Annotated in this window: 26 protein-coding genes and 2 pseudogenes; 18 read left to right on the top strand and 10 right to left on the bottom strand. The window is 63.8% G+C overall.

Features of this window, described 5'->3' with window-relative positions; translation table 11 throughout:
- Positions 1-272 precede the first annotated feature (272 nt).
- The 9 genes from BFL28_RS20645 (at position 273) to BFL28_RS03230 (ending at position 7578) form a co-directional block, all read left to right on the top strand.
- Positions 273-590, top strand: a complete 318-nt coding sequence (locus BFL28_RS20645; RefSeq protein ID WP_125962618.1) for a hypothetical protein — start codon at positions 273-275, stop codon at positions 588-590.
- Positions 591-1048: 458 nt separating this feature from the next.
- On the top strand, positions 1049-1333 hold the full coding sequence (locus BFL28_RS03195) for a hypothetical protein (protein ID WP_007407013.1): 285 nt from the start codon (positions 1049-1051) through the stop codon (positions 1331-1333).
- 20 nt (positions 1334-1353) lie between these two features.
- Entirely contained in the window at positions 1354-1773 is a 420-nt protein-coding gene (locus BFL28_RS03200) for a periplasmic heavy metal sensor (RefSeq protein WP_046407154.1), read from the top strand.
- Positions 1770-2342, top strand: a complete 573-nt coding sequence (locus tag BFL28_RS03205) for an RNA polymerase sigma factor (protein ID WP_046407140.1) — start codon at positions 1770-1772, stop codon at positions 2340-2342. Before BFL28_RS03200 ends, BFL28_RS03205 begins: the two co-directional genes overlap by 4 nt.
- Positions 2343-2437: 95 nt before the next feature.
- Positions 2438-4453: a copper resistance system multicopper oxidase gene (locus BFL28_RS03210; RefSeq protein WP_066486605.1), complete on the top strand. Its 2016-nt coding sequence runs from the start codon at positions 2438-2440 to the stop codon at positions 4451-4453.
- Positions 4443-5741 (top strand): copper resistance protein B, encoded by a 1299-nt coding sequence (locus BFL28_RS03215; RefSeq protein ID WP_066486608.1) that lies wholly within the window; start codon positions 4443-4445, stop codon positions 5739-5741. The genes BFL28_RS03210 and BFL28_RS03215 overlap by 11 nt, the downstream gene beginning before the upstream one ends.
- A 47-nt stretch (positions 5742-5788) precedes the next feature.
- Complete coding sequence (locus BFL28_RS03220) at positions 5789-6163, top strand: DUF305 domain-containing protein (RefSeq protein WP_066486611.1); 375 nt, start codon at positions 5789-5791, stop codon at positions 6161-6163.
- Between the two features lie 60 nt (positions 6164-6223).
- Entirely contained in the window at positions 6224-6673 is a 450-nt protein-coding gene (locus BFL28_RS03225) for a DUF411 domain-containing protein (RefSeq protein ID WP_069319186.1), read from the top strand.
- Positions 6674-6852: 179 nt separating this feature from the next.
- Positions 6853-7578, top strand: coding sequence for a DUF2231 domain-containing protein (locus BFL28_RS03230; protein WP_205499320.1), 726 nt, complete (start codon positions 6853-6855; stop codon positions 7576-7578).
- 179 nt (positions 7579-7757) lie between these two features.
- On the opposite strand, the pseudogene BFL28_RS21400 reads toward BFL28_RS03230, so the two are convergent.
- Positions 7758-7883, bottom strand: a pseudogene (locus BFL28_RS21400) (DUF305 domain-containing protein); the annotation flags it as partial.
- Positions 7884-7907: 24 nt separating this feature from the next.
- On the bottom strand, positions 7908-8918 hold the full coding sequence (locus tag BFL28_RS03235) for an NAD(P)/FAD-dependent oxidoreductase (protein ID WP_338152231.1): 1011 nt from the start codon (positions 8916-8918) through the stop codon (positions 7908-7910).
- A gap of 196 nt (positions 8919-9114) precedes the next feature.
- Here BFL28_RS03235 and copC point away from each other — a divergent pair, with 196 nt between their 5' ends.
- The 4 genes from copC (at position 9115) to BFL28_RS03255 (ending at position 15547) form a co-directional block, all read left to right on the top strand.
- Positions 9115-9483 (top strand): copper homeostasis periplasmic binding protein CopC, encoded by a 369-nt coding sequence (gene copC / locus BFL28_RS03240; RefSeq protein ID WP_007407009.1) that lies wholly within the window; start codon positions 9115-9117, stop codon positions 9481-9483.
- A gap of 4 nt (positions 9484-9487) precedes the next feature.
- Positions 9488-10414, top strand: a complete 927-nt coding sequence (gene copD, locus BFL28_RS03245; protein ID WP_066706733.1) for a copper homeostasis membrane protein CopD — start codon at positions 9488-9490, stop codon at positions 10412-10414.
- Between the two features lie 228 nt (positions 10415-10642).
- Entirely contained in the window at positions 10643-13348 is a 2706-nt protein-coding gene (locus BFL28_RS03250; protein WP_241527195.1) for a vitamin K epoxide reductase family protein, read from the top strand.
- A gap of 264 nt (positions 13349-13612) precedes the next feature.
- Positions 13613-15547, top strand: coding sequence for a cytochrome c/FTR1 family iron permease (locus tag BFL28_RS03255; protein ID WP_069319212.1), 1935 nt, complete (start codon positions 13613-13615; stop codon positions 15545-15547).
- A 126-nt stretch (positions 15548-15673) separates the two neighbouring features.
- Here the strand turns inward: BFL28_RS03255 and BFL28_RS03260 are convergent, their stop codons facing one another.
- Positions 15674-16006, bottom strand: coding sequence for a four-helix bundle copper-binding protein (locus BFL28_RS03260; protein WP_058818218.1), 333 nt, complete (start codon positions 16004-16006; stop codon positions 15674-15676).
- Between the two features lie 72 nt (positions 16007-16078).
- Positions 16079-17392, bottom strand: coding sequence for a hypothetical protein (locus BFL28_RS03265; RefSeq protein ID WP_004212961.1), 1314 nt, complete (start codon positions 17390-17392; stop codon positions 16079-16081).
- A 309-nt stretch (positions 17393-17701) separates the two neighbouring features.
- On the opposite strand from BFL28_RS03265, the gene BFL28_RS03270 reads away from it, so the two are divergent.
- Entirely contained in the window at positions 17702-18172 is a 471-nt protein-coding gene (locus BFL28_RS03270; RefSeq protein ID WP_004212962.1) for a YybH family protein, read from the top strand.
- Positions 18173-18254: 82 nt separating this feature from the next.
- Here BFL28_RS03270 and fliE read toward each other — a convergent pair whose 3' ends face one another.
- The 3 genes and pseudogenes from fliE to traA form a co-directional block, all read right to left on the bottom strand.
- Positions 18255-18707, bottom strand: a complete 453-nt coding sequence (fliE, locus tag BFL28_RS03275) for a flagellar hook-basal body complex protein FliE (protein WP_069319187.1) — start codon at positions 18705-18707, stop codon at positions 18255-18257.
- 197 nt (positions 18708-18904) lie between these two features.
- The gene (locus tag BFL28_RS03280; RefSeq protein WP_004212966.1) at positions 18905-19609 is read right to left on the bottom strand and encodes a DUF6118 family protein; all 705 of its coding nucleotides are present in this window, start codon (positions 19607-19609) and stop codon (positions 18905-18907) included.
- A gap of 9 nt (positions 19610-19618) precedes the next feature.
- A pseudogene (traA, locus tag BFL28_RS03285) lies at positions 19619-21727 on the bottom strand (Ti-type conjugative transfer relaxase TraA); the annotation flags it as partial.
- Positions 21728-21939: 212 nt separating this feature from the next.
- Here traA and BFL28_RS03290 point away from each other — a divergent pair.
- From BFL28_RS03290 to BFL28_RS03305, 4 genes are all read left to right on the top strand, one after another.
- Positions 21940-22203, top strand: a complete 264-nt coding sequence (locus BFL28_RS03290) for a hypothetical protein (RefSeq protein ID WP_004212971.1) — start codon at positions 21940-21942, stop codon at positions 22201-22203.
- 58 nt (positions 22204-22261) lie between these two features.
- Entirely contained in the window at positions 22262-22651 is a 390-nt protein-coding gene (locus BFL28_RS03295; protein ID WP_004212972.1) for a hypothetical protein, read from the top strand.
- A 69-nt stretch (positions 22652-22720) separates the two neighbouring features.
- Positions 22721-23083 (top strand): copper-binding protein, encoded by a 363-nt coding sequence (locus BFL28_RS03300; RefSeq protein ID WP_004212973.1) that lies wholly within the window; start codon positions 22721-22723, stop codon positions 23081-23083.
- 56 nt (positions 23084-23139) lie between these two features.
- Entirely contained in the window at positions 23140-23397 is a 258-nt protein-coding gene (locus BFL28_RS03305; RefSeq protein WP_004212974.1) for a hypothetical protein, read from the top strand.
- A 156-nt stretch (positions 23398-23553) separates the two neighbouring features.
- Here the strand turns inward: BFL28_RS03305 and BFL28_RS03310 are convergent, their stop codons facing one another.
- The 3 genes from BFL28_RS03310 to BFL28_RS03320 all read right to left on the bottom strand — a co-directional run bounded on the left by BFL28_RS03310 (position 23554) and on the right by BFL28_RS03320 (position 26003).
- Positions 23554-24912 (bottom strand): dihydrolipoyl dehydrogenase family protein, encoded by a 1359-nt coding sequence (locus BFL28_RS03310; RefSeq protein WP_037517745.1) that lies wholly within the window; start codon positions 24910-24912, stop codon positions 23554-23556.
- A gap of 369 nt (positions 24913-25281) precedes the next feature.
- On the bottom strand, positions 25282-25590 hold the full coding sequence (locus tag BFL28_RS03315; RefSeq protein ID WP_004212976.1) for a cation transporter: 309 nt from the start codon (positions 25588-25590) through the stop codon (positions 25282-25284).
- 20 nt (positions 25591-25610) lie between these two features.
- Positions 25611-26003, bottom strand: a complete 393-nt coding sequence (locus BFL28_RS03320) for a mercuric transporter MerT family protein (RefSeq protein WP_004212977.1) — start codon at positions 26001-26003, stop codon at positions 25611-25613.
- Positions 26004-26073: the final 70 nt, after the last annotated feature.

A 26073-nucleotide genomic window follows, 5' to 3' on the forward strand; every position in this document is an offset into this window, starting at 1 on the left:
GACGGCAGGAACCGCCCAAATCCTGCCGTTCAGTAAATCGTCTCGGCGTTTCGAAACCGGCCATTTGCCGTGCAGAAATATTCCCGCTTTCCCATGTACGACGGGCTGTTTTGAGAAAACTCAATCGGGAACAGATTTCGAGAAAGTAGCTCCCCTAGGCGCATCAAGAGAACGATCCTGCCCAGCTTTCTCGCTGCGCCTTCCCAATCGGGAATAGGCGGCGAGCAGACAGCATTATTGCGGAGCCGATCATACGTGTTAGGCGTGTACGCATGACCAATACATACATGGCACTGGCGCTATCGTTAGCAGGACAGTCTCTTGGCTATCCCGTTTATGTTCATGTCGAAGAGGGGGTATGCCATTTTCAAATCCAAGATATGGTCATGTCGAAAGAGCGAGAAGTTCGCGATTGGTTAAGAGAATTGCCAGATAAGCAACGGAAAATCGATTTGGTTTCAGACGACAAGCGGGCAGCTAGTTGCGTTCGTAAGGCTGAAGCGATCGTGCGGCGATCTGGGTTCTTCCATATCGCTGTGCGCCGAGGTACAATGAACGACTACCCAGATGGCTTGCGGCCGGGAAAGTAAAAGCGACATATCGAAGGCTGCCGCCGCAACGGGAGGGATAGTCACTTTCCCATTTCTCGATCCCATGCGAGACGGGATCGCTATGCTTTGGGGTGTCATTCCGCCCCCAACCGGACCCGGCTACCAGCGGCACGTTTTTCAACAGCCCCTAGGGTTTCCAAGAGATAGCACATTCATTTGTAAACAGCGGAAGAGCCGTGCCGACCGGTGTCGCCCGGCTCCTCTATTTCTAACGCCGCGGCGTCCGCTCAGTGGCGCGCTCGGCCTGCAAACAGAGTTGCCAAGGAATTTGAACAGCGGGACGCGTGGATTGTCGGCTGCGTAGCCAGCTGCGAGCGATTGGACGCAATGGAAGAGTGCGCAGTCGCGCCGAGGGGCGTGTGGCATTCGTTCACTTCAGATTGGAGGGGTGTTCGCCGGCCGTGCGTAATGGATGTGAGGACGGCGGAGGAATGACCATGGACATGGATTTAGACAGCGCGTTGCGCCGCCTTGGCGAGCAACCGCTTGATCCCCGGCTCGCTGAACTGGAAGGCGAAGTCATGCGACTGATCGCGGCGGAGCGCCGCGCGGGTGGCGTAGTGGCGCTGCGATCCGGCATGCTGGCAGCGCTAGGCGCAGTCGCCTTGGGAGTGGTGGGCGGCGGATTGTCGTCCACAGCGGCGACTGCGCAGGTGCCGACGCTAACACCCTTCGGGCCTGCCATGCCGCTAGCGCCTTCGACCTTGCTCGCGTTCCAGTGACGAGCGGCGCCCGGAGGGCGATGCTGATCGCCATCATCGCGTTCGTGGCGGCGGTCGCAGGCGTTTGGGCTGGACGTGAGTTGTTCCCGTCCCCGCCAAGCCCGGGCGTTGAGCTTCACAGCTTGCTCCACGACGGGCTCGAGCTAGACGAAGCTCAACGGACTAAGCTCCAGGCGCTGGAGTCTCACTTCGCCGTTCGAAGGCGTGCCTTGGAGCTGGAGCTCAGAGCCGACAACGCCCGGCTCGCCGCCGCCATCGAGGCCGAACATGGTAACGGGCCGCAGGTCGCGGCGGCCGTCGATCGTTCGCACGGCGCGATGGGTGAGCTCCAAAAGGAGACGTTGAACCATATGTTCGCGATGCGGCAGATCCTGCGGCCGGATCAGACGACGGCGTTCGACCGCGCGGTGGTGAAGGCGCTGACCGCAGACGCGCGGTGAGCCTCGATCTCGCGGCCTGCACGGACGGCGAACTCGCCGCCTTGACGCTCGGCGGACGTCAGGCTGCGTTCGCTGAGATCATGCGGCGGCACCAAAAACCGGTCTACCGCCTGATCCGCTCGCATATCGGCGACGCCGAAGAGGCGCTTGACCTCACTCAGGAATGCTTCGTGGCCGCCTTTCAGAACTTGCGAAAGTATGACGGAGAGCGACCGCTCGCTGCGTGGCTGACCCGCGTGGCGATCAACAAGAGCCGCGACTGGCACAGGCGGCGGCGCATACGCCAGATACTATCGTTCGCCTCTTCGCTGCCGCCCGAGACCATGGAGAGTGGGCGGGACGAGGCGCCAGGTGCCGACGCGGTAACCTTCGATCGCGCAGAGCTTGCGCGGCTTTCGCGCGCGGTGTCCGAGCTGCCGGCCACGCTCAAGGAGACGCTTTTGCTGCGGACCGTGGAAGGACTGTCCCAGGGGGAGACCGCGGCCGCGCTGGGGATCAGCGGCAAGGCCGTGGAGATGCGACTCCGGCGCGCGCGTGAAAGATTGTCGAAAAATCTCGACTTAGTGTGAGGGGATGGGCCGGTTCGCGCGTAGTGAAAGGTAAGGTCGGCGGCCCTCCCCCGGGTCGCCGGCCGCAAGCCATGAACTTGGAGCGAAGGAACGGCATGAGCCGCAAACTGAACCGGCGCGACGTAATGCGCGGAACCGCCGCGCTCGGCGGCACCTTGGCCATGTCGGCCTACTTGCCAGCTTGGGCGCAACCTGTGTCGCGCGGTATCGCCAAACCCCTGCCGACCGTGTCGGGCACAAACATCGCGCTGACCATCGACCGAATGAAGCTGGTCATGGACGGGATCACCACGCCCGCGATCGGGGTAAACGGCACGGTCCCGGCACCACTCGTCCGCCTCAAAGAGGGCCAGAAGGTCCGCCTTGCGGTGACCAACAACCTCGACGAAGATAGCTCGATCCACTGGCACGGGCTCATTCTGCCGTTCCAAATGGACGGCGTACCCGGGATCAGCTTCCCCGGCATCAAGGCGCGTTCGACCTTTGTGTACGAGTTCCCGATCTTGCAGTCCGGCACCTACTGGTATCACAGCCACTCGGGCGAGCAGGAGCAGGCAGGACTCTACGGACCCATCGTGATTGATCCGGCGGGTGCCGACCCAGTCGCGTTCGACCGCGAGCATGTGATCGTCCTCTCCGACCATAGCGAAATGACGGGCGAGGAAATCTTTCGCAAGCTCAAGCAGATGGGCGGCGCCTATTTCAACTATCAACGCCCGACGCTGAGCGGGCTGCTGGCCGGCCGCGAAATGCGCCTTAAGGATCGCCTCGATTGGGGGCAGATGCGGATGGACCCGGCGGACATCGCGGACGTCACTGGTTCGACCTACACCTTCCTGGTCAATGGCTTTGGACCTTACGACAACTGGACGGGTCTCTTCCGACCGGGCGAGCGGGTTCGGCTGCGCATCGTCAATGCCGCGGCGCAGACGAACTTCAACGTGCGCATCCCTGACCTGCCGATGACGGTGGTGCAGGCCGACGGCCAGAACGTCCGGCCGGTAACCGTGGACGAATTCCAGATCGGCGTCGCGGAAACCTTCGACGTGATCGTGACGCCCGAGGACCGCGCCTACAGCTTCGTTTCCGAGGCGATCGACCGATCCGGCATGGGGCGCGCGACACTGGCCCCGCGCGAGGGCATGATCGCCCCGGTCCCGCCGCTCCGCCCACGCACGTTGCTGACCATGACCGACATGGGCATGGACATGAGCGGCATGAGCGGGATGGAGGGGATGTCCGGTATGGCGGACGAGAACCCGGTCGCAAAGCGCGGGCCGGATCCCACGTTGATGCAGAATGCCTCGCGCAACCTGTGGAAGCTCACCGGGTGGAAAGAGCCCACCGATCACGGAACGAAGGCGATAGGCGCTGCGATGGCCAGCATGGCTGGGATGGGGGGCGACCAGATGAGCGGCGCTATGCCTGGGATGGACCATAGCCAAATGGCGGCGGGCGCTGCCGGGATGGCGGGCATGGACCATGGTCAGATGAGCAGCGGCGGCATGGCCGGGATGGATCATGGGTCAGGCGGCAGCATGGACATGAACATGCGCAACCCCAAGAACGCGCCCGGCGTCAAGATGGGGCCGGGAGTGCAGACCATCTCGCCGATGCCGAAGGACCGCACGGGCGAGCCGCCGCAGGGGCTGGAGGATGCGGATCATCGCGTGCTCACCTATCGCGACCTTGTCGCGCTGGACCGCAACCCGGACGTTCGCGCCCCGTCGCGTCAGTTGGAGATCCACCTCACGGGCAATATGGAGCGCTACATGTGGGGCTTTGACGGCCAGAAGATGAGCGACCCTGCCGACCCCATCCCGTTCCGCAAGGACGAGCGCGCGCGCGTTACCCTGGTCAATGACACGATGATGCCGCACCCCATCCATTTGCACGGCCACTTCTTCGAGTTGGTGACCGGACATGGCGACTTTGGGCCTCGCAAGCACACTGTGAATGTGGCGCCAGGCGGTAAGATGACATTCGACGTAACGGCCGATGCGCCCGGCGACTGGGCGTTCCACTGCCACAATCTCTATCACATGACCGCGGGGATGATGCGTGTCGTGACGGTTCGCCCGATGGGCGAGGAGAATCGCGATGCAGCCTAAGTTCCTCCTGATCGCCGGCGGCGCGGCGCTTGGCCTCGCAACGCCGGCGGCCGCGCAGATGGACCATTCCAACATGCCCGGCATGAAGATGCCGCCGCCAAAGGCGCCAGCGGTAAAAAAGCCTGCCGCCAAGAAGCCCTCAGCGACCAAGCCCGCCGTGCACAAGGAGTCCGCGAAGCCTGCCGCCAGGTCGACACCGCGCGCGAAGGCGGGATCGGGGGCCAAGCCTGCCGCAAGTCGGTCCGCCAAGCCTCCGGTCGGTGGACCGGCTGTTGCTGATCCTCACGCCGGTCATGACATGTCCGCCATGCCCGGTATGAATATGCCTGAAGCCAAACCTGATGCCAGTTCGGGGCACGACATGTCCGCGATGCCAGGTGCGTCCGGCGGCGCCAACCCCGCTGAGCCAGGTGCTATGCAAGGCATGGACCATGGATCGATGCCGGGAATGGGCCAAAGTTCGGGCGCGATGCAAGGCATGCCGGGACACGGCATGGGAAGCATGCCCTCAGCCACGGGCGCGGCGATGATCGGCACCAACCTTCAGGCCGGCACCGCTCCGCCGCCGCCCATCCCGACCGATCGGGCCGCGGACCAGGTCTACTCTGCCGCTGCTATGGCGCATTCGCAGCAGCATCTGCGGTCGATGCACGGCGGGCAGAATTTCTCCCAGGTCATATTCAATCTGGCTGAAGTCCAGATCCGGGACGGTCGCGATGGTTACCGGTGGGACGGCAGTGCCTGGTATGGGGGTGATATCAACCGGCTGGTGCTCAAGACCGAGGGCGAAGGGAATATCGGGGGAAGTCTGGAAGCGGCGGAGGTACAGGCGCTTTATTCGCGCGCCATTGGCCCATACACCGATATACAGCTTGGCGTCCGCTACGATTTCAAGCCCAACCCCTCGCGCGTCTATGCGTCGGTCGGCTTCGAAACGCTGGCACCCGGCTTCTTCGATGTCGAGGGCGCACTGTTCCTGTCCAACAAGGGCGACCTGCTGGGGCGCCTGGAAGGTTATTACGATCAGCGGATCACGCAGCGGCTGGTTCTTCAGCCACGCGCCGAACTCAACTTCGCCGCGCAGGACGTGCCGGAAATCGGCATCGGCTCAGGCCTTTCCACGGCCGAACTCGGTCTGCGTCTCCGCTACGAGATCAGGCGCGAGTTCGCGCCCTATGTGGGCATATCGTACGACCGCAGCTTCGGGGACACAGCCCGCTTCGCGCGCGCCGAAGGCCAGGGCGCGGCGTCGACCAGCCTCGTTCTGGGCATTCGCACATGGTTCTAAGGCCAACTAGTCTTGTTGCGTTGGCCAAGGCCAAGAAGGAGAAATCGATGTTCAAGGCAGTAACGCTTCTGGCTCTGGCCGCGATGTCGGCGAGCCCCGCTTTGGCTCAGCAGGGCATGGACCACTCGAAAATGCAAGGCATGAACCACGACAACATGCCTGGCATGAACACGCCCTTCATGCCCGCCGAAATGGCGATGCATGAAAAGATGATGAAGGCCAAGGGCGCTAATGCGAGCGAGACGTGGGTCCGCAAGATGATCGAGCATCACCGCGGTGCGATCGCCATGTCGCAGATCGTTCTCCGGGAGTCGCCCGATGCGAAGACCCGGCAAATGGCTCAGAAATCGATTGCCGAGCAGAACAAGAGCATCGGTGAACTCCAGGCGATGCTCCGGTCGATGGGCAAGCGTCCTCAGTAATAAGCCTCATTCCTCCCGCCCCCAGCGAGCAACGGGAGGAATGACCAAGGAGATTCTTCCATGAAGTCAGCGTTGCGATTTGCGCTTACTGCCGCAGCCTTGTTGGTTCCGGTTGCCGCCAGCGCGGCTACCCCGATCGTTATGCACCGCGACCCCGGCTGCGGCTGTTGCGCCAAGTGGGCGGCGCAGGCGCAGCAGCAGCTCGGCCGGCAGGTGCGCGTCGTCGATGATTCTAACCGCCCGGCGCTGCAGAAGCGCGCGGGCGTTCCCGCGGACCTCTCGTCCTGCCACACCGCGATCGCCGATGGCATGGCTTTCGAGGGCCACGTGCCGATCGCCGACATGAAGCGGGCTCTTGCGACCCGGCCCAAGGGCGTGCGGGGCCTGGCGGTCGGCGGTATGCCGCTCGGCTCGCCGGGAATGGAAGTGCCGGGCGTCAAGGCGCAGGCCTATGACGTGGTCGCCTTCGGCACCGGCGGACGCCGCTTGTTCGCCCGCCACGGCAGCTGATCGGCGATTTTTCTGGTTAGGGCCGGCAGGACGCGCCTGCCGCTGCCAGCGTGACTCCTCCATCCAGTTCGCGTCGAAGCAGACGAAAAGTCTCACGGAAAGAGCTAGTGGGCGGGTGAGGGGAGAAGGCCGGGCGTGCGTAAACGGGAATGGATGAACACGGATCAAGGGGTCAGGTGATGGGCGGCAAACGAGGCGGGACCTTCGCTATACTTCTTGCGGTTGCAATATCAGTCAGCACGTCGGCATCGGCGCACGAAGATCACAATGCGCTCGGGGCGGGTCCCGGGCCGGTCGCTAACAGCGCAGCCGAGACGCAGAAAGCAGATGGGGCGGACGCTGGCGACGGCCACATGGGCATGGGCTCTATGTCGACTGTGGACATGAACATGGGTGGCCGCGACATCGCCGGCGACGACATGGACATGGGCGGCATGCACGAGGAGACCGCCAACAAGAACAAGAGTTTCGGCGAACGGCTTGTGAGCTGGCTGGGCCGGCTGCACACCATGGTCATTCATTTTCCCATCGCCATGTTCATCGGCGCGTTCGGGTTAGAGCTGTTCGGGTTATGGCGCCGCAACCGGGACTATCAGCATGTCGCACACATAATGCTGGTGGTCGGCGCGCTGGGAGCGATCGCAGCGGCGTTCCTGGGCTGGTTCGCAGGCGGGTTCTACCTGACCGACCGCAACCCTATCCTGATGACGCATCGCTGGCTCGGAACATCGATCGCGGTCTTCGGCGTCGTGCTGGCTTGGATGGCAGCCCGCCACCGCAAGGGTCCCGAGCGGTCGCGGTCGTTGTATTGGGTGGTGCTTGGCCTGATGACGCTCGCGATCTCAATTCAGGGGTTCCTCGGCGGAACCTTCATGCATGGCGGAATAAACCACTTGGCGTTCTGAGGGGCCCGACGCTTAGTAGCCGCTCGCGTGTTGGCGCGGTTCGAAGGAGAATGCGGCAGCGCCGACCTTCGTGCCGTAGGATGCCGCCAGCGATCCCGGCTCCGCTCGGGCGTGTCGAGGAACCCCGACCCTGATAATAGCACACTGTCTCGATGCACTCGCGCGCGAGCCACGGGATCGTGGTACGGGATCATCGAACGGAGAAAGGCCGTGTCGCCGATCGTCGTGTGGATACGAATAAGCGCGAAGCAGCCGAAGAAGATGACAAGCGAGCCGGCGATCAGCGCTTTGTTGGCGGTGTTCGCTCGTCGCACCGCCAATGGCTCCCGCTACGTCGGCGGTACGCTCCGAGCGGAATACAGCCCGGCGAGGGCGGATGACAATCCACTGTCGCGGTCGCGCAACAGGTTATGAATTGCGGTCGCAGCGATCGCCGCTTGTCCGGCTGCGACGCTGATCTGATCGAGCCCTTCCACGACGTCGCCGACTGCGTAGAGACCCTTAACCGAGGTTTGTTGGTGGGCATTGGTTAGCACGCACCCGGATTCGCTGAGCTGTGCTCCGAGCAAAGCGGCAAGCCGCGTCCGAGGTGATGAGCCGAGTGCGGGGTAAAGCGTGTCGAATTGTAGCTCCAAGCCATTGGCCAGCCTCACCTCGACACACTCGCCAAGACGCAACTGCCCGACAGGCGAGGGGGCGACATCAATGCCCTGCTGGTCCAGCTTGGCAAGTTCGGTCGGCCCAAGATCGAGCGAGCGTTCGGCCAGAAGCGTGACCTTGGCCCCATAAGCCCTCAGGAATTCGGCTTCTTCAGCACCATGACCATCGCCGCCGAGCACCGCCACGTTCATGCGCCGGGCCTCATAACCATCGCAGATCGGGCAATAGCGGAGAAGCCCACGCGCCACGCCGATGTCATGCATCGCATCAGGCATCTCGGGACGCCGGTTGACGACGCCCGTCGCAAGGACAACGGTCCGCGCATACAGGACGTTCAGTTCGCAGCTTGCCGAGAAGTGGTCGCCTGACGCGACGATTGCGTCAATCTCACCTCTCTGGACCGTACCGCCATATTCGCGCAGCTGAGCCTGCAAACGGGCAAGAAACGTGACGCCGGAAATGCCGCCGGGAAATCCTGGCAGGTTGTGCGAGCGCGGGATGGACGCGGCGCGCCCTGCCGCCGCATCGTAGACGACGCAGCTCCTGAGAAACCGCGACAGATAGATCGCGGTCATGAGGCCCGCTGGACCACCGCCCACTATCAGACAGTCGATGACCTCCTCAGGATCTCCAGTCCAGCCCTGATCGGTCAACCGCAACCTCATCATTACCCCGCGCATGCGCCTATCAGGCCCGCGGCCACAGTTGGTTTAAGGGGAGACGCAGTGAAAAAGCGCTCCATGCTCCCTTCTGAATACGCGCTGCCACCGCCGACCCCTCATCGAGAGCGGTGCGTCGGCACGAAAAAAGATCGTGAGGGGTGACCCGTCCAGCTGCGTAATACAGGTGAGCCCAATTGAAATGGAGATTACCTAAATGCGCCGCTTGTTCATCACGACTGCCGCCGCCGCCCTGTTCTTCGTAGGCGGCGTGGCGAACGCGCATCCGAAGCTGGTGTCCGCCAGTCCCGCTGCCAACGCGGCGGTCGCGACCCCCGAGAAGATCAGCCTCCAGTTCAGCGAGAAGCTCGTGCCGGCTTTCTCTAAGGCCGACCTTACCATGGCCGCGATGCCTGGCATGGCGGCCATGAAAATGCCCAGCAGCGCCGCAGTCGGCGCCGATGGCCGGACGCTCACCATCACCCCGAAGCAGCGTCTCCCGCGTGGACGCTACAGCGTCGACTGGCAGGTCGTCTCTGGCGACACACATAAAATCACCGGCAGCTACAATTTCACGGTGAAGTGAGCGAATGCTCGACTGGCCGACCGTCGCCATCCGCTTGGCGTTGTACCTGGTCCTGGCGGCGCTGTTCGGCCTGTCGGCCTTCAGCCTCTACGGCCTTCGCCTTGGCGAGCGCGATGATGCAATCGCGCTGCGGCCTTGGCTCACGGCAAGCGCGGCGCTCGGGTTGCTTCTCTCGGCCGCTGGCCTGATCCTCATGGCCTCGGCGATGGCCGGATCTCCGTTCTGGCCGATCGATCAGGCTGCTGCGGCCGCGCTGCTCGGAGGGTCGGCGGTTGGCACCGCCTGGAAGGTGCGTATGGTGGCGCTCGTCATCGCCGGCGGTGCAGCCCTGCTGGCGCGAGGCAGAGCATCATGGCTGGCTATGGCCATGATTGCGGCAGCCGCGGCATTGGCGACACTCGCGTGGAACGGGCATGGTGCCGCGAGCGAGGGAAGCACGGGATGGCTTCACCTCACTGCGGACATCCTCCATCTCCTTGCTGCCGGTCTGTGGGTCGGGGCGCTGTTCGGATTGCTTCTCCTGATGGCGCGGCGCGCCGAGGAGATCGATGCTGCGCACCTTCGGCTGACCCATCGCGCCCTGCACGGGTTTGGCTCCGTTGGTACGCTCGTTGTTGTTACCCTGGTGGTAACTGGTTTGATCAATAGTTGGCTGCTCGTCGGGCCGACCAATTTTATGGCTCTGGGAACGACACTTTACGGCCTGTTGCTGCTCGCCAAGCTAGCCCTGTTCGCCGGGATGCTGGGGCTCGCTTCGCTCAATCGGTTTCGCCTCACGCCGGCCTTTGAGCGCTCGATTGCCATGAACGACCATGGCGGGGCGCTTACGGCGCTGCGGGTCAGCCTTGCGGTCGAGACAGCCTGCGTGATCGGCATCCTGGCGCTCGTGGCATGGCTAGGCACCCTCGCGCCACCCGCGTCGGGCATGTAAGCGCTATGGACCAACCGTCCACGCAAGCGCCGCTCAGGCCTTCCACCTTCTTTTACCCACTTACGCGGCTTAACCCTCGCCTCCCAAGACACCCCCCGCTTGGACTGAGCTTACGTGTCCGACGCCCTAAGTCGCCCACAGGCGCTTGCGGGAAGGCCGCGTCGCGCTGCAAAGCTGGGCGTGCGAGAGGGTTGGTCCGGGTGGGCCTGTCAGTGTTTTCAGAGATGAATGAACAAGGGTGGCAAAGTCATGAACGATGGCAAACGCAGTGAAGCCGGCAGCGGCCAGGGTGGCGAAGTCGTCCTCATCACGGGCGCGAGCGGCTTCATCGCGGCCGCGTTGATCGCCAAGCTTAGCGAGCGCTATAGGGTCGTCGGCCTCGATCGCGCTGGTCCTCCCGATCCGCCGCCGCCCGCCGCAGCAGTCGACTTCGATCTCGGCTCTGACGAGGCAGTGCGCGCTGCACTTGATGAGGTTCGTGCCCGCTATGGCAACCGCATCGCCTCGGTGATCCATCTCGCCGCCTATTACGATATTACGGGCGATGCCAATCCGCTTTATGACAAGGTCACCGTGCAGGGCACCCGCCGGCTGATTGACGGGCTGCAATCGTTCGAAGTCGGACAATTCGTCTTCGCCAGCACGATGCTCGTTCATAAGCCGACCCCCACACCCTACGAGCGCATCAACGAGGACTCGCCGATCGGCGCGTCCTGGGCCTATCCGCAGTCCAAGGTCGACGCCGAGACATTGCTGCATGAGCGCCACGGAAACATCCCCGTCGTTTATATGCGCGCCGCCGGAGTTTACGACGACGACGGACGCTCGGCTTTTCTCGCGCAGCAGATATCGCAGATTTACGAGCACCGCCTGATCTCGCACTTTTATCCCGGCATGCTGTGTGCGGCGCAGTCATCGGTGCACCGCGACGACTTGGCTGACGCCGTGCTGCGTCTGGTCGATCGGCGGCACGAACTGCCGTCAGAACTGCCGCTGCTCATCGGCGAGCCCGACGCACCCGGCTATGCCGAGATCCAGGACATCGTCGGCGAGGCGCTCCACGGCGAGGGCTGGAAGACGATCCGGATTCCGCAGCCGCTCGCGAAAGCCGGGATCATCCTGCAGAACGAAGCGCTCGGCAGCGACGACTTCATCCAGCCCTGGATGATCGACAGCAGCAACGACCACTATATCCTCGATATTTCACGCGCCCGCTTGCTGCTCGGTTGGGAACCGAAGCATCGCCTCCGGGACACGCTGCCGACGATCGTCGCCGCGCTGAAGCGCCACCCGCGGGCCTGGTATCGGAACAACAAGCTTAACGAGAATCTGGTTGCCTGGCACGATAAGCTAAAGGCCGAACCTGTAGCGCCGGGCCAACAACCCGCAGCGGCAGGCGGTGGAATGGCCGGTATGGATCACGGGGCTGCGGACCATAGCAGCATGGACCATGCTGCCATGGGGCACCGACCTGGCGCGGCGGACATGGCGATGACCGGTCACGGTGCACACGGCGATCACATGGCCATAATGGACCGCGACGAGCGCCGTGCGCGCTGGGCTCTTTACGCAAACATCGGTCTTGGGCTGTGGCTCGCCTCCAGCCCGCTTATCTACGACTCCGTGACCACTCACAGTGTCGGCGAGGCGGCGCGCTTCGTAACTATTGATCGCGGGCTGCCGTCGATCGAGTGGCGGGCGAACGCGCTGGCCATCAGCGATGTCGTCAGCGGCCTCGCCATCGTGCTGTTCGGCGCGCTGTCGCTCGTTCCGCGCACCAAGACATGGGCGCAGTGGGCGGTCGCGTTCGTCGGCATCTGGCTGTTCTTCGCCCCGCTGATCTTCTGGAGCCCGAGCGCCGCTCAGTACAACAACAACCTGCTCATCGGCTCGGCCGTGATCGCCCTGTCGGTGCTCGTGCCGATGATGCCGGGCATGAGCATGGCGGGCATGATGGACCCCAAGAACATCCCGCCCGGCTGGACCTATTCGCCATCCACCGACGCACAGCGGCTGCCGATCGTCGCCATGGGTCTGATCGGCCTTCTCACCTCGCGCATCCTCACCGCCTACCAACTGGGGCATATTGACGGCGTTTGGGAGCCGTTTTTCGCCGGCTCCCTGAGCGATCCACGCAACGGCACCGAGGAGATCATCACCTCGGACATGTCCAAGGCCTGGCCGATTCCCGATGGTGGGCTCGGCACGGTCAGCTATGTCCTCGAGATCCTGATGGCGGTAATGGGCACCCGCGACCGCTGGCGGACCATGCCGTGGATGGTGACCTTCTTCGGCATCCTTGTCATCCCGCTCGGCGTCATCAGCATCTATTTCATCATCAGTCAGCCCATCGTCATCGGCACATGGAGCACGCTGGCGCTGATCGCCGCGCTCGCCATGCTGATCATGATCCCCTTCGCGCTCGACGAGGTGATTGCGATGGGTCAGTTCCTTCTCTGGGCGCGCCGGCAAGGCAAACCGCTGATCCGCACCTTCTTCCAGGGTGACGCGATAGAGGCGGGAGCGGTGGACGCGTCGGACGCGATGGCCTCGCCAAGCACCTTCTGGGCGGACGCAAAGAAGGGACTGACCCTGCCATGGACGCTGACTGCGAGCATCGTCATCGGCGTCCTGCTGATGCTGACCCGAATACTGTTCGGCACGGAAGGCGGTATGGCGAACAGCGATCACGTTGTGGGTGCGCTGGTCATCACGGTCGCGATCATCGCCACCGCAGAAGTTGCCCGCGCGCTGCGGCTGATCAACGTCGCGTTCGGAGCCTGGCTTGTGGCCGCGCCTTTCCTCCTCGACGGCGTTGGTCACCTTGGGGCCGTGGCCTCGGTCGTAGCCGGCATTGCGCTCGTCGGCCTCAGCTTTCCAAGGGGAAAGCGCAGCGCCGAGCATTATGCAAGCTGGGACAAGTACGTGATCTGAAAGTATCTTCAATCACTGCTTAGCCTCATCGAAAACCTTGATCGTGCATCGCACACCGTCACGCGCCTTCGCTGCCGCTTTTCTACCCCCCCGATCGTCTCCGGGTTCGCGGTCACGATCTTGTCGCCGGAGACGATCGCCCGCCAGCTCTCCGGCGGCGATGTTCATCATCCTGCCATTGGTGGTCGCGCACGCTGCCCAATACTGCTAATGAGAGTTGTTCGCATAGTCCGCGACGAGTGAAGCTTGGAATCGATCACCCATATGCCGTCACCTCTGGTCGCGCTGGTCGCGTCGCTTATGCTGCTGTTGATCCCCGCTGCGGCGATGGCCGATACCCGCGATGTTCAAACTGCTTGGCGTCTGCTCGACTATATGGCGGTCGATTATGGCGGTGCGGTCGCCAACGGCGCGGTCATAAGCGCGTCCGAATACGCGGAGATGACGGAGTTCGCCGCTGGGGTGTCGACGCGCCTCCGCGCACTTCCCGCGACGCCTGAGCGGCAATCTCTAATCCAAAGCGCTTCGCAGCTCGAAGCCGTGATCGGCCGCAAGGGATCGTCCCGAGAGGTCGCGACACTCGCGCATGGCCTCGCCGCCGATCTGCTCAAGGCCTATCCGGTGCCGCTCGCTCCCGCCAAGGCACCCGACCCCGCCATGGGAACAAGGCTATACGTCCAAAGCTGCTCGTCCTGCCACGGCCTCACCGGCGACGGACATGGGCCTGACGCTGCCAGACTCGACCCGCCGCCGATCGCGTTCACCGACGCCGAACGGGCGCGCCAGCGCAGCGTGTTCGCGCTCTATCAGGTGATAAGCCAAGGCATCGACGGGACCGCGATGCAGAGCTTCGCCGATCTGCCGAACGATCAACGCTGGGCGCTGGCGTTCCGCGCTGGCAGCTTCGCCCTGACCGACGCGCAAGCGGTCGAAGGCGAACGGCTGTGGAAGTCCCAGCCGAGCTTGCGGGCGCGGATCCCCGATTTGAAAACCCTGGTCGCGCTCACCCCCGCCGCGCTTGCGGGCAGCATCGGGCAGGCGAAAGCCGACGCGGTGCTCGCCTATCTGCGGCGCCACCCCGATCAGGTGATGCAACAAGCCCCGGGCTCGCTCGCGGTCGCTCGCTCCAAGCTTGCGCAAAGCCTCGCCGCGTTCCGGCGCGGCGACCGGCGCGGCGCAAAGGAACTGGCGCTGTCCGCCTATCTCGACGGGTTCGAGCCGATCGAACCGACGCTCTCGGCGCGCGACCCGACGCTCATGTCCAGGATCGAAGGCGCGATGGGAGAATATCGCGCCGCTGTGGAGAGCAGCACGTCGGCCGATGATGTGGCCGAACGAGTGGCAGTGCTGGGCGGCCTGTTCGATGATGCCGAGGCGGCGCTCGCGCCCGACGCCGCGACGCAGGCGTCCACCTTCTTGGGGGCCTTTACGATCCTGCTGCGTGAGGGGCTGGAAGCTCTTTTGATCGTGGTCGCCATGATCGCGTTCCTCCGCAAAGCGGAACGGCCAGAAGCCTTGCGCTATGTGCATGGCGGGTGGATCGGGGCGCTCATCGCGGGCGGGCTTACCTGGGCCGTCGCCACCTATGCGATCGGGATCAGCGGCGCGAGCCGGGAGCTGACCGAAGGGTTCGGCTCGCTGTTCGCCGCGATCGTGCTGCTCTCGGTCGGAATCTGGATGCACGGCAAGGCCCAAGCCGATCAGTGGCAACGCTATATCCGGGAGAAAATGTCACGGGCGCTATCGAGCGGGTCGGGATGGTTCCTGTTCGGGCTCGCATTCCTGGTGGTCTGTCGGGAGGTCTTTGAAACGATCCTTTTCTACGCCGCGCTCTCGACACAGGGTAACACCGCGATGCTGCTGGCCGGCGCCGGCGCAGCGATCAGCCTTCTCGCCGTCATCGCCTGGGCCATGCTCCGCTACAGCCGGACGCTGCCGATTACGCAGTTCTTCCGCTACAGCTCGTGGCTGATGGCCGCTCTGACGGTCGTGCTGGCCGGTAAGGGAGTCGCTGCCCTCCAAGAGGCGGGGATCATCGACATAGCGCCGCTCGCCAGCGTGCCACGTATCTCGATGTTGGGCCTGTTCCCGACATTTCAGTCGGTGCTGGCACAACTCCTGATGCTTGCCGTGATCGTGATCGGGTTTGCCTGGAACCGCCGCGCCAAGCCGCGGGCGGGCGGGCCGCTAGCCTACTAGTGGCAGGGCAGACAACGCCCCTCTCTAAAGCGTTGCCGCAACCCTGACCGTGCATCGCACCGTCTCACGCGCCTTGGCTCGCAATGTAACGGGAGGGCGGCGGGGAAAGCGCCGCCCTCGGGCCATTTACGCGGCCATCTTGTCGCAAGCCTCGGCGCACTTGCGACACGCGGCGACGCAATCCTCCATGCCGTCCAGCCCTTCGCAGCTCGACGCGCACGCCCGGCAAATCTCGGCGCACTCGCGGCAGATATGCCGGTGATGCTCAGATTTCCGCGCCATGAAGTCGATCGCGACCGCGCAAATCTGCGCACAATCGGCCATGATCTTCATGTGCTGCGGCTCGGCATGTCGGCCTCCCGCCTCAAGGCAATGGTTCATCGCCATGTGGAGGCAGGTGACATGGCATTCGTGGCAGGCGTCCATGCACGCCTTCATCTCGGGATCGATCTGATGCATCATTCATCTCCAGCTGAGCCCCCGCCCATTTGAAAATACGCGGCGCGCGCGCGTACCCCTTACCTCTCTCGATCAAGCCAGCTTGCTGGAGATGGCTTTGATCGCTTTAAGCCCCGATCCGAACCTGGCGATTGCCTCGCGGTTTCTCTCCAGCTCGCCGTAGGGAAGATACGATATGTCGAGATCGGCGACGCGGCTGAACGCGGGACGCTGTAACTGCGCGCGGACATCCGCCTCGCGGGCGTCGGGTGCGACCAGAAACAGCCCTGCGGTCGCGTGGAGGGCGCTGCCGCTCAGCGCCAAGTCGAGCATGCGCACAATGCCCGAGTAGATCGACGTCGAATGCTCGACCTCGAACGCTGCCGCGACGTGATCGCCGCCGCGCTCAAGCCACAGCACGTCGATTAGACGGATGGAATCCGCCCCCTTCGAGGTTGCGATGGAGGCGGGCAGGTGCTCAAGGCACCCATGTCCCAACGGCGATCCATTGAAGGCACGGCTGCGGTCGTTCGATGCGATCCACACGTCATAGCCGAGCGCGAGTCCTAGATCGCGAAGCCATGCTTGGATTTCAGTATGGGTGCGCTCGTTCTCGCCTTCGCGTAGCGCCGCCTTGCTGAGCGTGCGCGCCTCCTCGCGCGCCGTCTCAAGCCGTTGTCCCCAACTTGCCAGCGCCTCGCCGCTAACATCGAGAGGAGGGGCCGGGTAGCGATCGAAGCCGATGTCGAACAGCAAGCCGCCAATCGCACCCAGGTCGTTCGATAGCAGGTCGCGGTGGCGATCGTTCAAGTCGAGTACACCCGACCGCATCGCCAGAAAATGCTCCCAGCTCCCGAGCTTCACCTTCGAGCCGGTCAGCGCGTTGTAGCCTTTGACGATCGCGGTGTTGAAGGGCGGCACCAGCGTCGGGTGAAGAAAATAGAGCAGGTTGGCGACCGCGGGCCCGAGCCCCTTGATCTTCAAGCGATCGATCGTGTGGATATGGCCAATAATTTCCTCGGCCGTGTCGCAACACGAACAGGCGTCGAGCAAGCGACCGAACGCCCGCTGGTTCTCCGGGTTTTCGTAGATATCGGGTATGCGGAGCTTCGGCTTCCAGAGAAAGGCATGGTCAGCGCCTTTGAAAATTTGACGCTGCTCGGCGACGGAATGAACGACCGTTTCGAGCGACGATCCCCGGTAGGCGACGCCGAACGTGCCGCGCTCGATCTCACCAACGACCTGGCCAATACCACGCCGGATCGAGCGGAAGTTTTTCAACCGTTCGTCCCACAGAAACCAGCTTCGGTAGGTTGCGCCAGGATCGTCACGCCAACGGGCAATAAGACGACGAACGAGGCCACCGTGATCCTCTCCGGTAGTAATTTGGTCGGGTTGCGTGGCCATATTGTCGGTGTGATCCCCATTCGCTGAACCAAGACCTAAGCCCCTGGCCGGTGACCGTCGAGCTTCTTGATTCAGCATACCGGACCGCGAGGTTCCGCATCTGTTCAGTTTTTGGTATAACGTGACAACGGCGGGGATGCTCGGTTTGATGGTGAGCCGTGACCATCGTGCTTGCCATCCAAAGTTGGCTAAGGGCTATTTAGTACACGGTAGCCTCGACCATTTCGCGACCTGACGGTCAGTCGGCTGCTCCATATCGCATCAAGCGGTGATAGCCTAAAGCCGGACAGTCTATTTGGGAGATCATGAATGAACACCGGCGTGAAAACGATTATGCTCATGTCGATCGCCGTGCCTGTTGTGGCGTGGGCTCAGCCGGTCGCCCGCGATGCCGATACACGGGCCGTGGAGGCTGTGCTCTCACGGTACAAAAACGCGATCGAGAAGCTTGACGTCGCTGGAACCGAAAAACTGTTTACGATTGACGCGCGGGTCTTCGAGACAGGAAGCCCTGAAGGAACCTACGCCACCTACCTCGCCCATCATCTTGGTCCCGAGCTGCGGCAGTTCAAATCGTTCCGCTTCTCCGACTACAAGGTCGACGTCCGCTTCGAAGGGTCGGTTGCCCTTGCGACCGAGACCTACCGTTACCGAATCGAGCCAAGAACCGGCGAGGCCGCCGAAAGACTCGGCGTCGCCACAAGCGTGCTGAAAAAGGTGAACGGAGGATGGAAGATCGTGTCCATGCACAACAGCGCTCGGAAACCGAAGGGCAGCTGACGGACGCAGGCGGGGGCTGGCGTGCGAACGTTTTTCGCAGCACCGGATTAGCGACAAGGCGATGTGCTTTCGGCAGATTGCGCTAGACCGGCATACTCATGATGTCCTTGTAGGCCGAAAGCACTTTATTACGAACTTGCAACGTTGCCTCGAATGCGATCGAGGACTCCTGCCGCGCGAGCATTACCTTCGCAATGTCGGTTTCGTCCCCGCGTTCGTAGGCGACCGTCAAAGCACCAGCGCGCGCATTGATCGCGTTAATTTTTTGAAGCTGCGTCTGAAAAGTAGAGGCGAAGCCGCCTGGCTCCGCGTGTCCTGGCTGCGACACGCCCGCCGCTCCGCTCACCCCTGAGACGGAATTTGGGCTATCCACCGTTCCCAGCGCGGTGATCATCGCTGCGTCAAAAGCCGCTCCTCTCGCAGCCGCGGAAACGGCGACAGAATTCGGGTTGCTCGCTATATTCCGAAGCGCCGCGTTCTTGTCGAGGACGGCGTTCCGCAGGGCCATAACGTCGTTGATGGAGATGCTGCTCATATTCACCCCGGTGCGACTTCTATCGCATCTGTATGATCGCACTGTAAGCATTAGAAGATGGTTAACGACGCTTAGTATTGATTGCCTGATCGTGAAGCCATGCGCCGACCTCTAATTGGACCCGCCCAAGCGTGCCACGGTGAGGACCGGGCCGGATTGTCTATTGTCAATTGCTTGGCGGAATAGATACGCGGCCACTACGGGGCGACCTTAATTGTGCATCGCACTGTGGCACGCGCCCGATTCGCCGCTTTGCTGCAACCCTCGATCGTTTCACGATTGGCCGTCACGATCTTGTCGGCCGCGACGATCGCGCGGAACTGTGCGGCGTCGGCGCTCTGCATCATCCGCTGACCTGCCTCCCAACGGGGCATGTCAAGCGTCCGCGCCGCCATGCGCTCGGGCCATCGCCAGCTCGCCGGCGCGAGCTCGCGCGCGACGAGGCCCGGCACGATCGCCCATGCGAGGATGCCGGCCGCTACCCCGCCCAAGGCGAACCATAGCTGCCGGTTTCTCTGGTCGGCGCGTGTCCATGCGGACCCGGCGATGGCGCGAAGCTCGGCCATGACGCGGGCCTTGTCCTCGCCCGCCTTGGCGAGCGCCGCCTGATCCTCGCGCCGGGCGGCGTTGCCCACCGCGGCGATCCGTTGCGCCATCTGCTCCGGCGTCATCGCCAGCGCCGGACTCCGCACGATCACGTCGTTGATGAGCGCGACGCGGGCGGCCGTGGCGTCCACGCCCTGCTGCATCCGCCCTAACGTCTCGGTGTAGTCGGGAACGTCGATCGCGCCGCGCTCGGCCGCCAGACCCTCCACGGCGCGGCGCAACAGCGCCAGCTCGCCACGCATGGCCTCGAACGCCTCGGCCGCGTCGGTTCCGCCCTGATCGTCCTCGTCCGTCACCCGTCCCCCTTACCGGCTCATGCCACGATCGCGGTCGCGGCCTTGTCCGACCGACTGCGCCAGCTCCTGCCCGATCGACCGGCCCCGCTCCATGTTCAACGCCAGCTCGGGCGCGTGCCGCTTCAAGGCGGATTCGAGCTGCGGGTCGCGATGCAACCCGCCCGCGATGCTCTCCATGCGCTTGCCGAGCTTCTCCGCGCCCGCGCGGTCGCCGGCGCGCTCCATACTGGCCCGCGCCGCCTTCATGTCCTGCCACTGCTCCACGAAGCGCCCCGCACGCTTCTCCGGGTCGATACGGACCTGGCGCTCTACCTCCATCGCCTTCGCCGCGCCGCCCGTGTTCCCTTCGGCCGCGGCGCGTGCGAGCTGGGGGTCGCGCTCGATCGCGCTGGCGAGGTCGCGCGCGCCATTCGGTCGCACCTGGTCGAGCGCGTCGCCCGCCTTCGCCAGCGCCTGTTCCTGGTGCGCCAGCACCGGCAACCCCTTCTCCCACATCCGGCCTATATCGGCCGCGGCGCGCCCATAGCGTTCGATCGCACGGGCCTGCGAGGGCGCCAGCGGCCGATCGGCCGCGATGCGCTCCGGCGACGTCGTTTTTTCCGACGTCGGTTTCGGCCGGAACCCGGCGAACATGCCCCTGGCCTTGTCGCGCACCTTCTCCGCCACCTGACGCGCGAGTTCCGGGAACCGGATCTCGCGCCGATCGGCGAACGCACGGGCCTGGTCCTGCTCGGGCCGCGCATAGTCGCCGGCCATGTCCTTGCCCCGGTCGCGCGACATGGCGCGGACGAGCTGGCGCTGGTCGGCGAAGTCGTCGCGCCCGTAATGGAGCTGCACGTCATCACGATGCCGCGACATGCCGACATAGGCGCTGTGGCGGTCCATGCCGGGGGTGGCGAGGACGTGGGCGTGATCGACGGTCACGCCCTGCGCCTTATGGAAAGTGGCGGCGTAGCCGTGATCGACCGCGGCATAGTCCTTTGCGTCGAACGCGACCCGCGCGCCGCTGTCGAGCCGAACCTTCATCCCCTCGGCCGATACCTGCTCGATCGTGCCAAGCGTGCCGTTCTTCACCCCTAGCGACCGCTCGTTCCGCAGGAACATCAGGCGGTCGCCGCGCGCGAACGCGCGCGTCCCCCGGTCGGCGCTGAACGTCACGTCGTCGCCAAGGTCGCCGGTCGCGCGAAGTCGGCCGCGCGCTTCCTCGTTCAGCTCGCGGACCTCGGCGTTGGTGTGGGTGAGGATGATGCGGGATTTGCCCGGTTCGGCCTGGCGCTGCCGATCCCAGCCATCGACCAGCTCGCCCCGCGCCTGCTCGCGCGTGTCGGCCGCGTGGACCATGCCCTTGCCGTCATAGGCGTGGATCGCCTCGCCGGTGCGCCCGGTCGCCAGCGCGCGGGTGGCGTCGCGCTGCCAATCCTCGCGCTGCCGGCGAATCTCGGTGATCTCGGCCGCGCCGTGCCGCTCGGTGACGCTGCGGAACGCCGCGCCCGCCTCGATCGCCTGTAACTGCTCGGGGTCGCCGATCATCACGACCTTGGCCCCGGCGTCACGCGCCTGGCTCAACACCCGCTCCATCTGGCGCGAGCCGATCATGCCCGCCTCGTCCACCACCAGCACGTCACGCGGGCCTAGCTGCTCGCGCCCCTGCCCCCATGCGTGCTCAAGGCTGGCGAGGGTGCGGGACTGGATGCCGGACCCGCCCTCAAGGTTCTCGGCCGCGATCCCCGACAAGGCCGCACCGCGCACCTGGTAGCCCTGCCGCTCCCAAGCCTCGCGCGCGACGCCCAACATCGCGGATTTGCCGCTGCCGGCGTAGCCGACGACCGACGCCAGCCCCTTGCGGCCGGTGATATGGTCGAGGGCGTCGCGCTGCTCGGCCGACAAGACGAGCCCCCTGCCCTGGGCCGCGCCGATCGCGGCGTCACGCTGGCGATCGGCGATGCCGTGACCGTCGCGCGCCGCCAGCGCGCCGGCGCTGCGCTCGAGCCGGGCCTCCACCGCGATCATGTCGCGCGACGTGAACCGCTCCTGGTCGCGTCCGTCCTTCCCCAACGCGACCAGCTCGGGGCTGGCGCGCACCGCGGTCATCACCTGGTCGAACTGCTCCTTGCCGTCGCGGCAGGCGCAAGGCATTCCATTAGCAGGGCTCTTAGCGTTCGCTCCAGTCAGCGATGAGTTCGATAACTCTGCACTGCAACGATTCACCGCCGGCGCAGCAAGTGACGACGGTTCTCAGCTCGCAAAAAATTCTTCGAAACCCCTATTGACCTTCCCACGATGGGAAGCCGCATCTTTCGATCTGTGAGATAGGAAGAAGGGTTTCGAGCATGACGACGCAGACCTCCACCGCGCTCGTTCCGGTCGCCGATGCGAAGGCATCGGAGACGAGGCAGGGCTGCTGTGAGACGGGCCAGAAGGGCGGCCGCATGAAGTGGCTGATGTTCGCGGCAGTGGCCTTGCTCGTGCTCGGCTTGGTCACAGGCTCAGCGGTGTTCGGCTTCGCGGCGATCGCGCCGCTTCTCTATGCGCTTCCCTGCCTCGCCATGTGCGGCATGTGCCTCTTCAAGCACGGCGGAACCGCGAAGAGCTAAGCCAGGGCGCGGAACGCGAACTTAGGCTGACCACACCTTCAGGAAAGGAACACTGACCATGAAGAAGTTTATCACGATCGCGGCGGGCACGCTGGCTGCTCTTGGCTTCAGCGCCCCTGCCTTCGCACAGGCGGGGAGCGTGCAGGGCGGGATGAGCGCCGAAGAGCATCAGCAAATGATGTCGGCCGGTGGGGCAACCGGGCGGGGGCAGTGGATGTCCGATCCCGATATGCACCGCCGGATGATGGCGATGATGGAGCGCTGCGAGGAGATGATGGCGAAAAAGGACAAGCGCGCCTCCGCCACGGGCCTTCAGAGCACCAGGAAGACTTCAGCCGAGGGCAAGTGGGCCTGGCGCCCGGACCCGAGGCAGGCGCCTGGCCCGAGAGCGCCGCTCCGTCCCCCTGTCCGGGTGTGGGTGCCTGCCGATAAGAGTTCAACCAACTAATCCGCCAGCCGATTTACCGACAACTTGGCTGGTGGATCACCACTCGCCTGGATCACAGGAGTATCAAACGTGAAGAGTATCAAGTTTCTCGCCCTCGGCGCCGCTGCCGCGCTCAGCTTCAGCAGTGCTGCGTTCGCTCAGCATGAGGGGCATGGTCAGATGACGGCAGAGCAGCACAAGCAGATGATGGCCGGCGATGGTGCTGCTTCTGAGAAGGTCACACACGCCACCGGCGTGGTGAAGGCCGTCGATGCTGCGAAGGGCACCATCACAATCGCACACGATCCAATCGCGGCCAAGAAGTGGCCGGCCATGACCATGACGTTCAAGCTCAACAAGGGCGGGCTCGGCAAGGTTCGGGCTGGTCAGCGGGTCAAGTTCTGTTTCGAGGGTGAAGGCTCTTACACCGTGACGAAGATGACGCGGATCTAAGGCTCACGGAGGTGCCTGCGCCTCCGAACGTCGTGAACGCAACGAGGAGAATAGAGATGAAGACCATGAAAGTAGCAGCCATCGCAATTGCCGCCACACTGGGCCTCGCGACCACGGCGATGGCCCAGCAGTCGGGCGGGTCTACGCCGGGCATGACCGCTGAGCAGCACCGTCAGATGATGTCCGGTGGGGACCAGAAAGGGCAGGGTGGCATGATGATGAACCACGCGGACATGGCCAAGATGATGGACCGCTGCGAGAAGATGATGAAGGAGATGGGCGACAAGCCCGCTGCGTCCACGACGAAGCGCTAAGATACCTTGTCGAAGCGTGGAGGGCGCCGCAGCATGTCTGTGGCGCCTTCTTTGTGTCCGGGTAGGAGAGAGCCTTAGGCTTCCTTGAGCACTAGTGCCGGAGGGCCATCCCTGCAGGAGCCCGAGGAACGAACAGTCGCAGCAGGATCACCGCTGTCAGACCATGTATCCGATGTCCGACGCGCCCGTGGGATACGCAAACATGGTGCTTTTGATGTCATCCGCCGTCAGTCCATGGCGCATCGCGAGTCCAAAGACATTGATGACCTCATCGACATGAGGACCGACGAGATGGGCTCCCAGGATGAGCTTCGAGCCCTCCTCGACCATCACTTTGAAGCCATAGACGCTCTCGGCGACGCGTCTGGCCGTGTACCAGGTCGAGGCTTGCTCAGACTTCAGGCTGAACTTGAACCCCTTGGAACGCGCCTCCTCCTCGCTGAGCCCGACCGATGCGATAGGTGGAATTGTGAAGGCAACGCTTGGGATGGCGCGATAATCGGGACAATACGTGTTGCCCTCGAGCAGATTGGCAACAACGACCTTGGCATCGTGGCTGGAGACTGGGGTCAGTGGCGGCCCTTGTGCCGCAGCATCGCCGGCGGCATAGACAGCTGGATTGGAAACGCTCTGTAGATGCTCGTTGAGCTTCAGGCGCCCGCACTGGTCCCGTTCAACTCCGGCCGCTTCAAGCCCGAGAGAGTCCAAATCCGGGATGCGACCGGCGGCGTGGACGACCAGATCAGCATGGACCGCCGCTGTCCCTCCGTCAGCAGAGCGGACACGTATGATATATCCTTCATCGGTCTTCTCGACGGCTTCCACTGAGTGGCCGGTCCGGACTTCGATCCCGGCGGCGTCGAAGGCTTCCATGAGCCAGCCCACGAGATCTCCGTCGAACTGAGGGAGGATGCGCTTGCCGCGCTGAAGGACCGTCACTTTGGCACCGGCACGCGCAGCGATGTGGGAGAACTCTGATGCGATATAGCCGCCGCCGACCATGACGATGCGGGCGGGCAGCTCGTCGAGCTCAAGGAACCCCTCATTGTCCATCAGGTGCTCCTCCCCAGGAAAGCCGAGGGGGACCGGGCGCGCTCCAGCCGCGATCAGAACGTTCGTCGCCTCGATGATGCCGCTACGCTCAAGTTCGAGACTGTTCGGTCCTGCGAAGCGGGCATGCTCGTGGTAGGTGTCGACGCCTTTTGCGGCGTAGTTCTTCAGCTGTTTGCCCGGGACGGGCCCCGTGAAGGTGCGCTTGAACTCCATGAGGTCGCGCCACTCGATGTGCGCGCCGTCCGCCGCGACACCGTGCCCGCGCATGCGGCGGATGTCGTCCATGACCTGCGCACCCGTAATCAGCATCTTCTTCGGATCGCAACCTCGCAGGGCACAGGTGCCGCCGAATGGCCGGTAGTCGGCCACTGCAACCTTCTTCCCTGCAGCCGCCATTCGGTTGGCCGCGACCATGGCGGCTGTGCCGCTGCCGATCACGATGAGGTCGTATGACTTGGTCACACCTCGAAACCGGCTGATGGGCCTCGGTGAGCGGGAGCTGCAGTGTCCTGTCGGTGGTGTGGACCCGATGTCACTGCTTCCGACGGAACGCAGGAAGCGCAGCGTCTCCTCAGATGCCAGATGAGTCCGGCCGATGCTGACAGGGCCGTGAGGGCTCCCACCACATTCGAAGACGGCATTAGGCTGTTTAGAGACACTCCCGAAGCCACCATGATGGGTATGCCGCAGCAGAGGAAGTGAAAGCCGCTCAGCAACGCTATGACCGTGCCCATCGGCGGCTTGGCGGCGAAGTCGGTCGTGTCGGCCGGATCAACCTCGTTGCCAGAGCTTTGCTGGGTCCCCATCACGGATTCCTCCTGCCTCGGCTGATCAACGAGCGCGTCGTTGCTGACTTGCTGAGCGCTTCAATCGCGAGGGGTATCCAGCGTTCGTGGTCGCCTTCACGAGCTCAGCCACGTTCGTTGCCTTGTCGTCGTAAACGACAGTGGCTGTCTTGGCCTCGACCGAGACTGCCACACGCTTCACGCCGCGAATTTGGCTGAGACTCTTCTTCACCATCGGGACGCAGGTGACGCATGTCATGTTATCAACGGCCAGCGTGACGGTGCGGACTGCCGCGAGGGCGGGAACACTCGTCGCGGCCAAGGTCGCGATAACCGCTGCTTTGATGAACTTCATGGATAGGCTCCTACTCAAACTCACAAGAAATAGACGGCAACGTACGGGAAGCTTATCGCTGCCAGAACGAGGAGGGTTGTGGCCCACAGCGCAATCTTCAGAAGCCGTTTAGAGGCCGGCTTGGCGCAGTAGCTGCCTTCCTCACAATCGGCCTGAGGGCGCGCGTAAACCCGAATGAACCCGAAAATGAGGGCGACGGCTGCCAAGCCGACGAAGAGCGGCTGGTAAGGCGCGAGCGCCGTGAGACTGCCGATCCAGGCCCCGCTTATTCCAAGCGAGAACAGCAGAAGAGGCGCGATGCAGCAGGAGGCAGCGCCCACAGCGCCAAGAACACCTCCGCCGACGGCGATCCAAGTCCGGCGGCCGGGAGCGGCGGCGGTAACGGACCGCTTGGCATCAGGGATTTTCAACACGATCAACCTACCTCTTGTTCATGCAAGCTCAGGAGCTACCACCTGTAGCAACTCCAGGTTCAAGCTGTTT

Origin of the sequence: Sphingomonas turrisvirgatae (assembly GCF_001721295.1) — a bacterium.
GTDB lineage: Bacteria > Pseudomonadota > Alphaproteobacteria > Sphingomonadales > Sphingomonadaceae > Sphingomonas > Sphingomonas turrisvirgatae.

Coding starts and splice junctions, on each gene's coding strand:
- BFL28_RS20645 (WP_125962618.1), top strand. CDS start 273: ATGACCAATACATACATGGCACTGGCGCTATCGTTAGCAGGACAGTCT.
- BFL28_RS03195 (WP_007407013.1), top strand. CDS start 1,049: ATGGACATGGATTTAGACAGCGCGTTGCGCCGCCTTGGCGAGCAACCG.
- BFL28_RS03200 (WP_046407154.1), top strand. CDS start 1,354: ATGCTGATCGCCATCATCGCGTTCGTGGCGGCGGTCGCAGGCGTTTGG.
- BFL28_RS03210 (WP_066486605.1), top strand. CDS start 2,438: ATGAGCCGCAAACTGAACCGGCGCGACGTAATGCGCGGAACCGCCGCG.
- BFL28_RS03215 (WP_066486608.1), top strand. CDS start 4,443: ATGCAGCCTAAGTTCCTCCTGATCGCCGGCGGCGCGGCGCTTGGCCTC.
- BFL28_RS03220 (WP_066486611.1), top strand. CDS start 5,789: ATGTTCAAGGCAGTAACGCTTCTGGCTCTGGCCGCGATGTCGGCGAGC.
- BFL28_RS03225 (WP_069319186.1), top strand. CDS start 6,224: ATGAAGTCAGCGTTGCGATTTGCGCTTACTGCCGCAGCCTTGTTGGTT.
- BFL28_RS03230 (WP_205499320.1), top strand. CDS start 6,853: ATGGGCGGCAAACGAGGCGGGACCTTCGCTATACTTCTTGCGGTTGCA.
- BFL28_RS03235 (WP_338152231.1), bottom strand. CDS start 8,918: ATGCGCGGGGTAATGATGAGGTTGCGGTTGACCGATCAGGGCTGGACT.
- copC (WP_007407009.1), top strand. CDS start 9,115: ATGCGCCGCTTGTTCATCACGACTGCCGCCGCCGCCCTGTTCTTCGTA.
- copD (WP_066706733.1), top strand. CDS start 9,488: ATGCTCGACTGGCCGACCGTCGCCATCCGCTTGGCGTTGTACCTGGTC.
- BFL28_RS03250 (WP_241527195.1), top strand. CDS start 10,643: ATGAACAAGGGTGGCAAAGTCATGAACGATGGCAAACGCAGTGAAGCC.
- BFL28_RS03255 (WP_069319212.1), top strand. CDS start 13,613: ATGCCGTCACCTCTGGTCGCGCTGGTCGCGTCGCTTATGCTGCTGTTG.
- BFL28_RS03260 (WP_058818218.1), bottom strand. CDS start 16,006: ATGCATCAGATCGATCCCGAGATGAAGGCGTGCATGGACGCCTGCCAC.
- BFL28_RS03265 (WP_004212961.1), bottom strand. CDS start 17,392: ATGGCCACGCAACCCGACCAAATTACTACCGGAGAGGATCACGGTGGC.
- BFL28_RS03270 (WP_004212962.1), top strand. CDS start 17,702: ATGAACACCGGCGTGAAAACGATTATGCTCATGTCGATCGCCGTGCCT.
- fliE (WP_069319187.1), bottom strand. CDS start 18,707: ATGAGCAGCATCTCCATCAACGACGTTATGGCCCTGCGGAACGCCGTC.
- BFL28_RS03290 (WP_004212971.1), top strand. CDS start 21,940: ATGACGACGCAGACCTCCACCGCGCTCGTTCCGGTCGCCGATGCGAAG.
- BFL28_RS03295 (WP_004212972.1), top strand. CDS start 22,262: ATGAAGAAGTTTATCACGATCGCGGCGGGCACGCTGGCTGCTCTTGGC.
- BFL28_RS03305 (WP_004212974.1), top strand. CDS start 23,140: ATGAAGACCATGAAAGTAGCAGCCATCGCAATTGCCGCCACACTGGGC.
- BFL28_RS03315 (WP_004212976.1), bottom strand. CDS start 25,590: ATGAAGTTCATCAAAGCAGCGGTTATCGCGACCTTGGCCGCGACGAGT.